This is a genomic window from Bacillus sp. JZ39 (assembly GCF_053903145.1).
The window spans coordinates 2,589,328-2,602,464 of record NZ_CP096389.1; the positions used below are offsets into that span (position 1 = coordinate 2,589,328).

General features: G+C 44.8%; 11 protein-coding genes, 1 other RNA gene and 1 other annotated feature. Of the genes, 1 reads left to right on the plus strand and 11 read right to left on the minus strand.

Translation table 11 applies throughout. The features are described 5' to 3' along the window. Positions 1 to 7: 7 nt before the first annotated feature. The 5 genes from M1D65_RS13355 to M1D65_RS13375 all read right to left on the minus strand — a co-directional run bounded on the left by M1D65_RS13355 (position 8) and on the right by M1D65_RS13375 (position 4,732). Complete coding sequence (locus M1D65_RS13355; protein ID WP_163116854.1) at positions 8 to 772, minus strand: tRNA threonylcarbamoyladenosine dehydratase; 765 nt, start codon at positions 770 to 772, stop codon at positions 8 to 10. Positions 773 to 860: 88 nt separating this feature from the next. Next, a non-coding RNA gene (ssrS, locus tag M1D65_RS13360) (6S RNA) lies at positions 861 to 1,053 on the minus strand. A 60-nt stretch (positions 1,054 to 1,113) separates the two neighbouring features. After that, the gene (aspS, locus tag M1D65_RS13365) at positions 1,114 to 2,892 is read right to left on the minus strand and encodes an aspartate--tRNA ligase (RefSeq protein WP_456270592.1); all 1,779 of its coding nucleotides are present in this window, start codon (positions 2,890 to 2,892) and stop codon (positions 1,114 to 1,116) included. Positions 2,893 to 2,905: 13 nt separating this feature from the next. After that, complete coding sequence (hisS, locus tag M1D65_RS13370; protein ID WP_456270593.1) at positions 2,906 to 4,180, minus strand: histidine--tRNA ligase; 1,275 nt, start codon at positions 4,178 to 4,180, stop codon at positions 2,906 to 2,908. Positions 4,181 to 4,269: 89 nt separating this feature from the next. After that, positions 4,270 to 4,502: a binding site (T-box leader), on the minus strand. Positions 4,503 to 4,561: 59 nt separating this feature from the next. Beyond that, on the minus strand, positions 4,562 to 4,732 hold the full coding sequence (locus tag M1D65_RS13375; RefSeq protein WP_004399157.1) for a YrzK family protein: 171 nt from the start codon (positions 4,730 to 4,732) through the stop codon (positions 4,562 to 4,564). 132 nt (positions 4,733 to 4,864) lie between these two features. On the opposite strand from M1D65_RS13375, the gene M1D65_RS13380 reads away from it, so the two are divergent. Then, the gene (locus M1D65_RS13380; protein ID WP_085186624.1) at positions 4,865 to 6,421 is read left to right on the plus strand and encodes an SH3 domain-containing protein; all 1,557 of its coding nucleotides are present in this window, start codon (positions 4,865 to 4,867) and stop codon (positions 6,419 to 6,421) included. Between the two features lie 26 nt (positions 6,422 to 6,447). Here M1D65_RS13380 and dtd read toward each other — a convergent pair whose 3' ends face one another. The 6 genes from dtd to M1D65_RS13410 all read right to left on the minus strand — a co-directional run bounded on the left by dtd (position 6,448) and on the right by M1D65_RS13410 (position 13,114). Further along, positions 6,448 to 6,888: a D-aminoacyl-tRNA deacylase gene (dtd, locus tag M1D65_RS13385; protein ID WP_004398689.1), complete on the minus strand. Its 441-nt coding sequence runs from the start codon at positions 6,886 to 6,888 to the stop codon at positions 6,448 to 6,450. A gap of 12 nt (positions 6,889 to 6,900) precedes the next feature. After that, entirely contained in the window at positions 6,901 to 9,105 is a 2,205-nt protein-coding gene (gene relA, locus M1D65_RS13390; protein ID WP_003229747.1) for a GTP diphosphokinase, read from the minus strand. 167 nt (positions 9,106 to 9,272) lie between these two features. Next, positions 9,273 to 9,785 carry an adenine phosphoribosyltransferase gene (locus M1D65_RS13395; RefSeq protein WP_003229745.1) on the minus strand — a complete coding sequence of 171 codons (513 nt, stop codon included), beginning with the start codon at positions 9,783 to 9,785 and terminating at the stop codon, positions 9,273 to 9,275. 5 nt (positions 9,786 to 9,790) lie between these two features. Further along, the gene (gene recJ / locus M1D65_RS13400; RefSeq protein WP_097080586.1) at positions 9,791 to 12,151 is read right to left on the minus strand and encodes a single-stranded-DNA-specific exonuclease RecJ; all 2,361 of its coding nucleotides are present in this window, start codon (positions 12,149 to 12,151) and stop codon (positions 9,791 to 9,793) included. A 66-nt stretch (positions 12,152 to 12,217) separates the two neighbouring features. Further along, positions 12,218 to 12,541, minus strand: coding sequence for a LapA family protein (locus M1D65_RS13405; protein ID WP_153256948.1), 324 nt, complete (start codon positions 12,539 to 12,541; stop codon positions 12,218 to 12,220). A gap of 75 nt (positions 12,542 to 12,616) precedes the next feature. After that, a complete protein-coding gene (locus M1D65_RS13410; RefSeq protein ID WP_015714441.1) occupies positions 12,617 to 13,114 on the minus strand; it encodes a cation:proton antiporter regulatory subunit in 498 nt (165 codons plus the stop codon). Between the last annotated feature and the right edge of the window lie 23 nt (positions 13,115 to 13,137).

The window sequence follows — 13,137 nt, forward strand, 5'->3', positions numbered from 1 at the left end:
TTATGCATTATTTATCCTTCACACGTTTGATTTCAATGTCTTTCAAAAGATCCATGACAACATGTCCGCCCATAATCAAACCTGCAACTGACGGCACAAAAGCATTAGAGGAAGGCGGCATTTTTGCTTTACGGATTTTCGCTTCGTCATTTCCCACTTCTTTTCTGACATCTTCCCGAATGACAATCGGGCTTTCATCAGAGAAAATCACTTGAACGCCTTTTTTGATCCCCTCTTTGCGTAATTTCGTACGGACGACCTTCGCAATTGGATCAGTGTGCGTTTTTGAGATATCAGCGATTTGGAAGCGTGTCGGATCCGTTTTATTTGCAGCACCCATGCTGGAGATGAGCGGAATATCCCGTTTTAGACATTCTTTCATTAAATGTATTTTATAACAAATGGTGTCTGACGCATCAATGACATAGTCAAGATCATAGTCAAAAAATTGCTCATACGTTTCTTCCGTATAGAACATTTTTAACGCGATCACTTCGCACTCCGGGTTAATGTCTGCGATCCGCTCCTTCATTAAATCAACTTTCGGCTGTCCCACAGTTGAAAGCAGCGCGTGAAGCTGACGGTTTACATTTGTAATGTCCACATCATCTTTGTCGACAAGCAGAATGCGGCCGACGCCTGACCGCGCGAGCGCTTCTGCCGCGAACGATCCGACTCCGCCGACCCCAAGCACAGCCACCGTGCTGTTTTTCAGCGTTTCAAGGCCTTCTTTTCCGATAGCTAATTCATTGCGTGAAAACTGGTGTAACAAGAACCTCACTCCACATTCGTATTCTGGTTTCATCTATAAAATGAAAATGGCTGATCCATGAGCAGCCGTTTTTTCTGCGCACAAAAAATAAAGTCCCAATAGTGCCGTTGCAGCTTTCCTTTGTTTTGAACCCGCTCTCAGCAGGTGGGTGCCCTCTTTTAAATCTTGTAAGTCCTCTTTACCGAATGAAAAGAGGCATGTACGCCATTTAAAAATGCGGGCTCCCAAATCAAAAAAATGTTCGGTCAAAACTAGGTGTACAACTAACACATCAGGACTTTATTTAACTTGTCAAAATCATATCACAGACGATTTTGATTTTCAAGAATCGAACTGCACATTCAGTTCTTAACTTTTTTCTTGATAGAAAGATGAAGCTCGTCAAGCTGGGCGTCGCTTACTTCGCCTGGCGCTTCTGTCATCAGGCAGCTTGCACTTGCCGTTTTCGGGAATGCAATCGTATCTCTCAGGTTCGTACGTCCAGCGAGAAGCATAACGAGACGGTCTAAGCCAAGTGCGATTCCGCCGTGCGGAGGAGCGCCGTATTCAAATGCTTCCAGCAGGAATCCGAACTGTTCAGCCGCTTCTTCTGGTGAGAAGCCGAGAAGCGCAAACATTTTTTCCTGAATATCCTTTTCGAAAATACGGATTGAACCGCCGCCAAGCTCATAGCCGTTTAAGACGAGGTCATAAGCTTGTGCTTTCATGTCTTCAGGCGCTGTTTCAATCAGCTCAAGGTCTTCGCGGACAGGCATTGTGAACGGATGGTGCGCTGCGTAGAAACGGCCTTCCTCAGGATCATGCTCTAATAGCGGCCAGTCAATGACCCATAAGAAATTGAACAGGTTTTCGTCAATCAGCCCGCGCTCTTTCCCAAGCTTTAAACGCAGCGCGCCGAGTGATGCGGCCACAACTTCAAATTGATCCGCTCCGAACAGCAACAAATCACCTTCAGTAGCATCAAGTGCTTCAATTAGCTTAGACTGCTTTTCTTCAGCAAAGAATTTAGCGATCGGTCCTTTCACTCCGTCTGCTTCAACTTTCACCCAGGCAAGTCCTTTCGCCCCATAGTTTGCAGCAAAAGCGCCAAGAGCATCGATGTCTTTTCTGGAGTAATCGCCGGCACCGCCTTTTACGTTGATGGCTTTGACCACACCGCCGTTTGCTACAGCTGATGAGAATACTTTAAATTCCGTATCCTTCACAATGTCAGACACATCTGTCAAAAGCATGTCAAAACGCGTATCCGGTTTATCAGAACCGTACTTGTTCATTGCTTCGTCATACGTCATTCGAGGAAGAGGAAGCTTAATTTCCACGCCTTTTGTTTCACGCATAATCTTTGCCATCATATCCTCAGCCAATGACATAATGTCTTCCTGGCTCATAAAGGACATTTCAATATCAATTTGCGTGAACTCAGGCTGGCGGTCCGCACGCAAGTCTTCATCACGGAAACAGCGGGCAATCTGATAATACCGTTCAATGCCTGATACCATCAGAAGCTGTTTAAATAGCTGCGGAGACTGCGGCAGCGCGTAGAACTCACCTTCGTGCACACGGCTTGGCACCAAGTAGTCACGTGCGCCTTCAGGCGTGCTTTTTGTTAAAATCGGCGTTTCAATATCAAGAAACCCGTTTTCATCTAAAAAGCTGCGGACAGCTTTCGTCACATTATGACGCATCTGCATCGTTTGAAACATAGCCGGTCTGCGCAAATCTAAGTAACGGTGTTTTAAACGAACGTCCTCTGACACTTCTTCTGCTTGATCAGAAATCGCAAATGGAGGCGTCTTTGCAGCACTTAGTACTGTCACTCCGTCAGCGTGAATTTCGATCGCACCTGTCTTCAAATTCGGATTGACTGTTCCTTCTTCCCGCGCCACTACTTTTCCTTGAACATCAAGCACGTATTCATTTCTGATGCCTTCCGCAACAGCAAGCGCTTCTTTTGACACATCGGGGTTGAAAACGACTTGAACAATTCCCGTACGGTCACGCAAGTCAATAAAAATCAATCCGCCGAGGTCTCGTCTTTTTTGGACCCAGCCTTTCAGCGTTACAGATTCGCCAATTGCTTTTTCAGTTATATCACCGCAATAATATGTTCTTCCAAACAATGCGTTTCACTCCTTATCCCTTTTGGTTTGCCTTCATCACATGTATAAATTCATCAAGTGCCACTTCAATCTGTTCGCCCGTCTGTGCATCCTTTACATTGATTTTGTTTTGGGCAAGCTCATCTTCACCCAAAATCGCAATAAATCTGGCCTTTAAGCGATCAGCTGTTTTAAACTGGCCTTTCATTTTCTTATTTTCATAATCGATTTCACTGGAAATGCCTGCTTCTCTCAGTTTGTACACCAATGAAACAGAATAATCCTTTGCTTTTTCGCCGAGTGTGACGATATAGCAGTCGATTCCCTTATCAACAGGCAGCTCTCTTTTTTCAGCATCAATTGCGGCAAGCAAGCGTTCGATGCTCATCGCAAATCCGATGCCCGGTGCTTCAGGTCCGCCGATCTGTTCGACAAGCCCGTCGTAGCGTCCGCCGCCGGCAAGTGTCGTAATCGCGCCAAAGCCTTCCGCATTGCTCATAATTTCAAATGCGGTGTGGTTGTAATAATCCAGCCCTCTCACAAGGTTCGAATCGATTTCATACGAAATGCCCAGATCATTTAAGTATTGTTTCACTTTGTCAAAATAAGCGGCTGATTCTTCATTTAAATATGTCAAAATCGAAGGTGCCGATTTCATCAGCTCATGATCTCGGTCTTTTTTGCAGTCCAAGATTCTAAGCGGATTCGTGTGCAGCCGGGACTGGCAGTCTGAACAAAATTCTTCGATGCGAGGCTCGAAGTGTTTCACGAGCGCTTCTCTGTAGCTTTTGCGGCTATCTTGATCGCCGAGACTGTTTATGACAAGCTTAACGTTTTCTAAACCTGCTTTTTCATAAATACTCATCGCAAGCGCCATTACTTCAGCGTCGATTGCAGGGTCTTTCGAACCAATCGCTTCAATTCCAAACTGATAAAACTGGCGGTAACGGCCTGTCTGAGGACGTTCATAACGGAACATCGGCCCGACATAATAAAGCTTTGTCGGCTGTACAGGATTTGCGAACAGCTTGTTTTCATTAAAAGCGCGAACCGCAGCAGCTGTTCCCTCCGGACGAAGCGTCAGGCTTCTGCCTTTGCGGTCCTCGAAGGTATACATTTCTTTTTGTACGATATCCGTTGATTCTCCGACGCCTCTGGCAAACAGTTCTGTATGCTCAAAAATCGGTGTGCGGATTTCTTTATATTGATAAGTGCGGCAAGTGTCTCTCATAATTTGTTCAACATACTGCCAGCGATCTGATTCTCCAGGCAGAATATCCTGTGTTCCTCTCGGAATGTTATATCCCATAGGTAGACCTCCTTATGTATTCCTTATAAAATATCCAATGATCGTTAATGATGAAAATGAAAAAAACTCTCGCCCCTACTATACATGATAGTAGGGACGAGAGTTATACCCGTGGTGCCACCCTAGTTGGAATACGTTCATATTCCCGCTCGATCCTTTAACGCAGGTTCACGTTCACTGCCTAATGGCGTTATTCACGCGTTCAGCAGGAAACCTCCGGAGTGTTGTTTCGAGAAAGACGCAATGGGATCCGCTTTCAGCCTGGGGCGGGTTCCTCTCTAATCATGCAATCTGACCTACTCTTCTCCATTATTGGTTCAAATCTTTCATCATTTGCTATGTACTCAATTTCTATTATAATAATGGGATTGGGGTTCTCTGTCAAGCTTTATTCCGGTTGTTTTTCCTCAGCGCTGCTTCTTTGGACATAAGACCAAATTCAGATGCTGTTTCCGTAAGATAACCAGTCGTATCGGGATCTGCGTGATCGCTGTAATGCAGATTCGCTTCACCGTCGTGAAATGCACGTCCCATTTTTGGATGATATTTCATGATTTGCACACCTTTTTGATTGTATTTACGCTTAGTATAAACAAATCATTTTATTTTTATTTAAAAATCAGAAAGGACTTTACGATATTAAACAAGAATGCTTTTTTAATGATCATCAGAAAGGAGGACACAATGAACAAGAAATACTTTGTCCTTATTGTATGTATTATTTTCACCGCAGCGCTATTTCCGACCTTTTCATCCATTACAGCTGCTCAAGGAGAAGCGGTCATCGCAACAGATGAAATGAACGTCAGAAGCGGCCCTGGGCTTAGCTACGGCATTACAGCGGAAGTAAAAAAGGGAGAACGCTATCCGATTTTAAAGGAAGATGGAGACTGGGTGCAGATACAGCTTGGTTCCGGAGAAAAGGGCTGGGTAGTCTCCTGGCTTATTACAAAGGAAGACCAGGCCAGCACAAGCTCCTCAGGAAGCAGTGACACTGTGACATCAACAGACCCCGATCTGCGGATGAGAAGCGGCCCGGGCACTTCCTACGAAGTCATCGGCAAATTCCCGCAAGGCAGCCAAGCATCTGTCATTGATAAAGATTCGGGCTGGATCAAGATATCCTATCACAGTGCCACCGGATGGGTATCATCTGAATATGTCACATCAGGAGGCAGCAGTTCAGCGTCTGATGAGAGTGACCAAACCGAGGATTCTGGTGCGTCAACGACGGGCACAGTCGGTGTTTCTTCGCTAAATGTAAGAGCCTCCGCCTCACATGACGCGGCAATTATAACAAAACTTGATCGCGGAACGAAACTGACGGTTCTCAACGAGAAAAATGGCTGGGCTCACATTGAGGTGAACGGGCTAAAAGGCTGGGTTGCAAGCCATTACCTTTTGACTAGTTCTGTTCCAGCTGATGATTCAGCAAATGCCGGCAGTTCATCCTCCGCTAAAAAAGCCTATATCATGTACGGAGGAACGAATCTAAGAAGTGATGCGTCAACATCAGCTTCGATCGTTGAGCGTGCTGCCAAAGGAGATTCATACACCATTACCGGTTCAAAGGGAAGCTGGTATGAAATAAAGCTTGATAACGGGCAAACTGCTTATGTAGCCAATTGGGTGGTCCAAACGTCTAAAAGCGCAGAAGAAGCAGGTGAACCGCCAGTCTCTGATTCCCCGTCTGGAAACGGCTCTCTAAACAATAAAACGATTATTGTTGACCCGGGACATGGAGGAAAAGACAGCGGAACGATCGGGTATTCGGGGAAATTCGAGAAAAACCTGACGATCAAAACGGCAAAACTGCTCGCCAGCAAACTTAGATCGGCTGGAGCGGATGTATATGTGACACGCCAGGATGATACCTTTGTCAGCCTGCAGTCACGGGTCTCTACGTCTCACTACCGCAACGCTGACGCCTTTATCAGCATTCATTATGACAGCTATGCGGATACCTCTACAAGAGGCAGTACAGCATATTACTACAGTCCTGCCAAAGATCAGGAACTCGCATCAGATGTCCACTCAGAAGTGGTGAAGCGTTCTTCCATTCCAGACCGCGGCGTATTATTCGGAGATTATTATGTGCTCCGGGAAAACAGACAGCCCGCTATGCTGTACGAGCTGGGATATGTAAGCCATCCGCAGGAAGAAGCCATTGTACATAGCAATTCATACCAAGAAAAAGTAACAGATGGGATCGAAAGCGGATTAGAGAAATACTTCCAATAAAAAAAGCTGCCTTTTGGCAGCTTTTTTTATTTTGAATCCATAATGAGCGTAACCGGTCCGGAGTTTGTAAGCTGAACATCCATCATTGCTCCAAACGTTCCGGTCTCCACTTTGATTCCTTTTTCACGAAGCAGGTCATTCCATTTTTCATAAAGACCTAAAGCTTTATCGGGTTTGGCCGCGTTCATGTAGTTCGGCCGGCGCCCTTTTTTCGTATCTCCATAAAGCGTAAACTGTGAGACAGATAAAATCTCTCCTCCTATATCTACAAGAGACAGATTCATTTTTCCTTCACTGTCATCGAAAATACGGAGATTGACAACTTTATCGGCTAAATAAGCTGCATCATCTTCTGTATCATCATGAGTGATGCCGACCAGCACCATGAGGCCTTGTCCAATTTGGCCGACGACCTCTTCGTCCACTGTAACGCTTGCTTCTGTTACTCGCTGAACAACTAATCTCATTTTCTAACCCCTTTAGTTCATGACGCGGCGCACAGAATAGATATCTCTAATCTGTTTAATACGCTCGACGACTTTGTGCAAGTGATTGATATTCTGAATAAAAATCGCCATATGAATGGTTGCCACTTTATTGCGATCCGATTTGCCAGAGACAGATGAAATATTTGTTTTCGTTTCATTCACTGCCTGCAGCACCTCGTTCAGCAATCCGCGGCGGTCATACCCAAGAATCTCTATCTCAACATTGTATTCCTTGCGCTTTTGAACCTGTGACTCATGCTCCCACTCTACCGGGATCAGCCGCTCTTGGGCTTCATTCGTTTTGACATTCGGACAGTCTTCGCGATGGACCGAAACCCCTCTGCCTTTTGTGATAAAGCCGACAATATCATCACCTGGCACAGGATTGCAGCATTTTGATAAACGGACAAGGAGATTGTCGATGCCCTTGACACGAACGCCAGCTTCCCGTTTTCTTCCTTGCGGGTACGGCTTAGGTTCCCCAGTAACTTCCTGAACGATCTTTTCCTGTTCTTCCTGATCGCGCTGCTTTCTCTCTTTTTCTGTTAGGCGGTTCGCCACCTGCAGAGCTGTGATGCCGTTGTAACCGACCGCCGCGTACATATCCTCTTCATTTGAGAAATTAAATTTGTCAGCAACCTTTTGAATATTCTCTGGCGTTAAAACATCCTTCAATTCAAAATCCAAGTTTTTAATTTCTTTTTCGACCAGCTCACGGCCTTTTTCGACATTTTCTTCACGCCGCTGTTTCTTAAAGAATTGACGGATTTTATGCTTCGCTTGGGATGTTTGGGCAAGCTTCACCCAATCCTGGCTCGGGCCGTAGGAATGCTTAGAGGTGAGAATTTCAACGATATCACCTGTCCGAAGCTTATGGTCAAGCGTAACCATTTTTCCGTTTACTTTGGCACCGATTGTTTTATTGCCGATTTCAGAGTGAATCCGGTAAGAAAAGTCAATCGGAACCGAACCGGACGGAAGCTCGATTACATCTCCTTTTGGCGTAAAGACATACACCATATCAGAGAACAAATCAATTTTGAGCGATTCCATAAATTCTTCTGCATCTGTCGATTCATTTTGAAATTCTAAAATTTCACGGAACCAAGAAAGCTTTTTCTCAAAGGTTGCACCTTCATTGGCTGCTTTCCCTTCTTTATAAGCCCAGTGAGCCGCAACCCCGTATTCCGCTATTTCATGCATTTCAAAGGTGCGGATCTGCACTTCAAGCGGATCGCCTTTAGGCCCAATAACCGTTGTATGAAGCGATTGATACATATTCGGCTTCGGCATTGCGATATAATCTTTGAATCTGCCGGGCATCGGTTTCCAGCATGTGTGAATGATGCCAAGCACCGCGTAGCAGTCCTTTATGCTATTCACAAGAATACGGACAGCCAGCAAATCGTAAATTTCATTGAATTGCTTATTTTGCAGCACCATTTTTCGATAAATACTGTAAATATGTTTCGGGCGTCCCGAGAAGTCAGCCTTGATATTTACTTCTTCGACACGTTTCTTCACTTCATTAACAACCTCATCGACATAAAGCTCACGTTCTGCACGTTTCTTCTTCATGAGGTTGACAATTCTGTAATATTGCTGAGGGTTCAAATAACGGAGCGCCGTATCTTCCAATTCCCACTTAATTTTTGAAATCCCGAGACGATGCGCCAAAGGAGCAAAAATTTCCAGCGTTTCATTGGAGATTCTCCGCTGTTTTTCCTGAGGCAGATGTTTCAGTGTCCGCATATTGTGAAGACGATCCGCCAGCTTGATCAATATGACCCTGATATCTTGAGCCATAGCGACAAACATTTTGCGATGATTTTCCGCCTGCTGTTCCTCTTGAGATTTATATTTAATTTTGCCGAGTTTCGTTACGCCGTCTACAAGCATTGCCACTTCTTCGGAAAATGCTTCTTTCAGGTCATCGAGCGTCACATCTGTATCTTCCACGACATCGTGCAAAAATCCGCCCGCGATTGTGGAAGGGTCCATTTCAAGATCGACGAGAATCCCCGCAACCTGAATCGGATGAATAATATATGGCTCGCCCGATTTGCGGTATTGCTCGCGATGAGCATCTTCAGCGTACAGATATGCTTTTTCGACAAATGCGATATGCTCATCAGATAGATAGCTGCGCGCTTTATCTATAACTTGCTCGGCAGTCAATACTTGTTCGTTCGCCATGGAATCACCTTTTTTAAAATGTAAACTGTATTGTAGTTTATTATCAAGAAAAAAACGAAAGATGTAAAGAGCAGAAGTTCAAATAGCCAAATATTATATAAAATAAATGCAAAACAATAGGAAAAAAGCACCCTGACATGGAGTGCTTTTTCGTTATGCGGTTATCCTTAGTATTTCATCAATGTTAAGATGTCGTAATCTTCGAGCTTATTTCTGCCGTCAAGGTAAGAAAGCTCGATTAAGAAAGCGATACCAGCAACAACGCCGCCAAGTTCTTCAACAAGTTTGATTGTCGCTTCAATTGTGCCGCCTGTCGCAAGCAGGTCATCTGTAATAAGCACACGCTGACCAGGCTTAATCGCATCTTTGTGGATCGTTAATACGTCTTTTCCGTATTCCAAGCCATAATCCACTTTGATTACTTCACGAGGCAACTTGCCTTCTTTGCGGACCGGCGCAAAACCTACGCCAAGCGCGTAAGCAACGGGACAGCCGATAATAAAGCCGCGCGCTTCAGGGCCAACGACCAAATCAATTTGCTTTTCTTTCGCATATTCAACAATTTGATCTGTGGCATAGCGGTATACATCGCCTTTATCCATCAGTGTCGTAATATCTTTAAATTGCACGCCCTCTTTCGGGTAATCCGGTACAATTGTTACGTATTGTTTTAAATCCATCTGTTTTATGTCCTCCTCGTACTTTCATAAGCCTCTGAATCTTGTTTCATCAGCTTATTCAGCCATTCCTTCAGCTCTTCAGCAGAAGAATAATTCAGCTTTTGATCCAGTTCCATCAGCTGCTGTTTCGCCTGATATGTTTGTGAGTCTGTTAAGTCGCGTTTCTTTGCTCCGCTCACAACAGACAGCACACCATTCTCTATTTTAACAAAACCGAGATCAAAAAACACCTTTGTCATGAAATTGATTGTTTCAACGGACCAGCCTTTATGTTTTGCAAGCTCTGAACCGTGTTTTTTCACGTCAAAAGCGCCTCTTTTCAGCAAGAACGCATAATACCATTTAAAGTGGTCTCTTGCGGGAAAAGTTGATAAAAAGTGGTCCTCATGATTGAGAAAAATAAAATATATCCGCTCAGGCGCCTTGCCTTCCAGCAAACGTGCGAGCATGTCCAGCGAAGGCGGCGGATCCAGTAATACAATATATACACCATCGAGGTCAAACGCCTTTGCTTGATCTTTAGAACTGATGACGTGCACTTCTCGGCGAAGGTCTTCAGTTTGAAGTAATGTTGTTGAGTCTTCTTTGAAAGAGACAATGGCCCGTTTAGCAGATGGAAGGGCGGAAACTGTGTCTTCCCACGTCCGTTTTCCCCTTAAATCAAACAGCTGCCATTCAGAAACAGCGGCATCCTTTATCATAAGCTGCGGCTTTTTTCGATTGTTCCATTCGTTGATTGACATCTCACCGACAATGGAAATTCTTGAACCCGGTACGATGCCTTCTTGAAGCTCGCCTTTATTAAAACCGACGCAATCAAGCTGGGACGACTCGTTTCTGATCGTCATTTTGACATGAGTTTTATTTGCCCCTATCTTGCGGACATCTTCCAGTACTGCGTTTTCTACGAGAACGTGCGGTTTCGGGTTCAGCATGCCAAAAGGAGACAGCATGTTCATTTCTGCGATGCTTTCAACTGTAATGTCTTCGACGCTGCAGACAAGGTCGACTTCCTGTACGGGAATAAAATCCTCTTCCGTAAGCGTATTGTCCGCTATTTCGTTCAGCCTGCTTCGCAAATCCGGCACATCTTCGGCTTTCAGCGTCATCCCCGCAGCCATTGGATGGCCGCCGAAATGAGGAAGAATATCTCTGCATTCAGAAAGGCTCTCAAATAAATTAAAGCCTCTGATGCTTCGGGCCGAACCTTTAGCGATTCCCTTTTCTTCATCAATGCCAAGAACAATGGCCGGTCGGTAGAAGCGGTCCACAAGCTTTGAAGCCACAATCCCGACGACTCCCGGGTTCCATCCGGCTTTGGCCACGACAATTGCAGTTTGATCGAGCCCTTGCTGTTCAACCATTTCAATCGCTTCATCCGTCATTTTGCTGACCATTTTTTGGCGCTCTTTGTTCAGCTGGTCAATTTCTTCGGCAAGCTCTTCCGCTTCAAACGAATCCTCTGACATAAGCAAATGAACAGCGGGATCCGCCTGTTCGATTCTTCCGACGGCATTCAGCCTTGGTGCGAGCTGAAATCCGACTGTTTCTTCGTTCGCTTCTCCGATGTCTCCGCCTGACAGCTTAATCAGCTCTTTTAAGCCGAGCCGATTTGTCCGTCGAAGCCTTTCAAGTCCTAGTGTTGCAATTAATCTGTTTTCGTCATGCAGCGGGACTAGATCGGCAATGGTGCCGATAGCCGCCAGGTCAAGCAGTTCATCAGGAAGTTCACCCAATAGAGCGTGGGCAAGCTTAAACGCGACTCCAACCCCGGCAAGCTCCTTAAACGGGTAAGTGCAGCCAGGTTGCTTCGGGTGGACGATCGCATGGACATCTGGAAGCTCCGGTCCCGGTTCATGATGATCAGTAATGATGACATCCAGTCCGAGTTCCTTTGCCACCTTCGCTTCATGCACAGCGGCAATTCCTGTATCAACCGTAATGATCAAAGAGAAGCCCCGTTCTTTAATCGAACGAAACGCCTGTTCATTAGGTCCATATCCTTCTTTAAAACGGTCAGGTATATAAAAATCAACTTGAGCCGACAGTTTTTGCAGCGTGTGAAGCATCACTGACGTACTTGTAACCCCATCGGCGTCATAATCGCCATATATCATAATCTTTTCTTGTTGTGAAATCGCCTGTTTTATTCGATCTGCCGCTTCTTTCATGCCTTTCATTTCAAAAGGATCATAAAAATCGGCATCCTTTGTATGTAAAAACAGCCTAGCGCTTTCTGCCGTATCAAAGCCTCTTTTTACAAGCAGGGACGCAACAAGAGGTGTTATATGCAATTGTTCTGTGAGTGATTTGACCTTATCCTGATCTGGTCGCTGGATTTCCCATCGCATTTTTGACGCTAACATAAATTCACCCCTCAACCACCCTATTATACTAGAGCAGGCTGAGGGGTTTCAAATAATATTCGAAAACTAGTCTTTTTTCTCAATCATGGCTGATGCATCCTGTGTGTCAGTCTGATTAGGAAGATGAGTATCCTCTTGTTTATGTATTGCTGTTCTATTTTCTTTCCGCAAGGTTTTTATTTCCCGCTTCAATTTCATTACCTGAAAAATGCCGACAGAAAATACGATCAGCGCTCCCATTAAAACTGAGCCCAAAATAACAAGAATGAGCGGCCATTCTGATCTTCCAAACAGGTAATCAACTTCTACGGATCGAACATTAATGACTGCGAAAATAGCGACAATTAAGGTGAAAATAAGTGCGAAAATAATGGTCCATTGTTTATTCATTCTCTTTTCCCCCAAACTTCTTATTGAGGTAACTTTCCCCATCAAGACTGGTTTTAAACATGGCTTAACACTAGGTTAAGCTCCCTTTGCTGTTAATTTTTCCCAGATCAGCCTCTTCAGTCCGGTTCCCTCACCGGAAATCACAAGTGTATCGCCTTCGTCAATGACTGTTTCAGAGCTCGGATTCAGTTGTTTATCCTGATTCTTTTTAACAATTGCAATGACCGTTACATGATATTCCTGACCCACATTCAAATCACCAATCGTCTGATGAATGGCAGGCGCTCCCGCCTCTGCTTTACACCACTCTATAATCAAATCATCAAGGGCTGACTCGACCTGTTCTAACGCTTTCGGTTTATATGCCATTCCGCCAAGAATTGCAGACATTTGCCTTGCTTCAGCGTCATCAAACTGCACGGAGGCAACACATTCCTCATGGTCGTTTTCGTCAAAATAGTAAAGCTCTCTTCGTCCGTCATGATGAATGATAATTGAAATTTTATCACGGTTTCTAGTAATCATTTCAACTTTTTGTCCTATGCCCGGCAGCTCTGATTCGCGAACCCTCATATATAAACCCTCCTACATATCTG

Bases quoted from the DNA above. Each gene is read 5' to 3' on its own strand.
- hisS (WP_456270593.1), bottom strand. From the start codon at position 4,180: ATGGGATATAACATTCCGAGAGGAACACAGGATATTCTGCCTGGAGAA.
- M1D65_RS13375 (WP_004399157.1), bottom strand. From the start codon at position 4,732: ATGAAATATCATCCAAAAATGGGACGTGCATTTCACGACGGTGAAGCG.
- M1D65_RS13380 (WP_085186624.1), top strand. From the start codon at position 4,865: ATGAACAAGAAATACTTTGTCCTTATTGTATGTATTATTTTCACCGCA.
- dtd (WP_004398689.1), bottom strand. From the start codon at position 6,888: ATGAGATTAGTTGTTCAGCGAGTAACAGAAGCAAGCGTTACAGTGGAC.
- relA (WP_003229747.1), bottom strand. From the start codon at position 9,105: ATGGCGAACGAACAAGTATTGACTGCCGAGCAAGTTATAGATAAAGCG.
- M1D65_RS13395 (WP_003229745.1), bottom strand. From the start codon at position 9,785: ATGGATTTAAAACAATACGTAACAATTGTACCGGATTACCCGAAAGAG.
- recJ (WP_097080586.1), bottom strand. From the start codon at position 12,151: ATGTTAGCGTCAAAAATGCGATGGGAAATCCAGCGACCAGATCAGGAT.
- M1D65_RS13405 (WP_153256948.1), bottom strand. From the start codon at position 12,541: ATGAATAAACAATGGACCATTATTTTCGCACTTATTTTCACCTTAATT.
- M1D65_RS13410 (WP_015714441.1), bottom strand. From the start codon at position 13,114: ATGAGGGTTCGCGAATCAGAGCTGCCGGGCATAGGACAAAAAGTTGAA.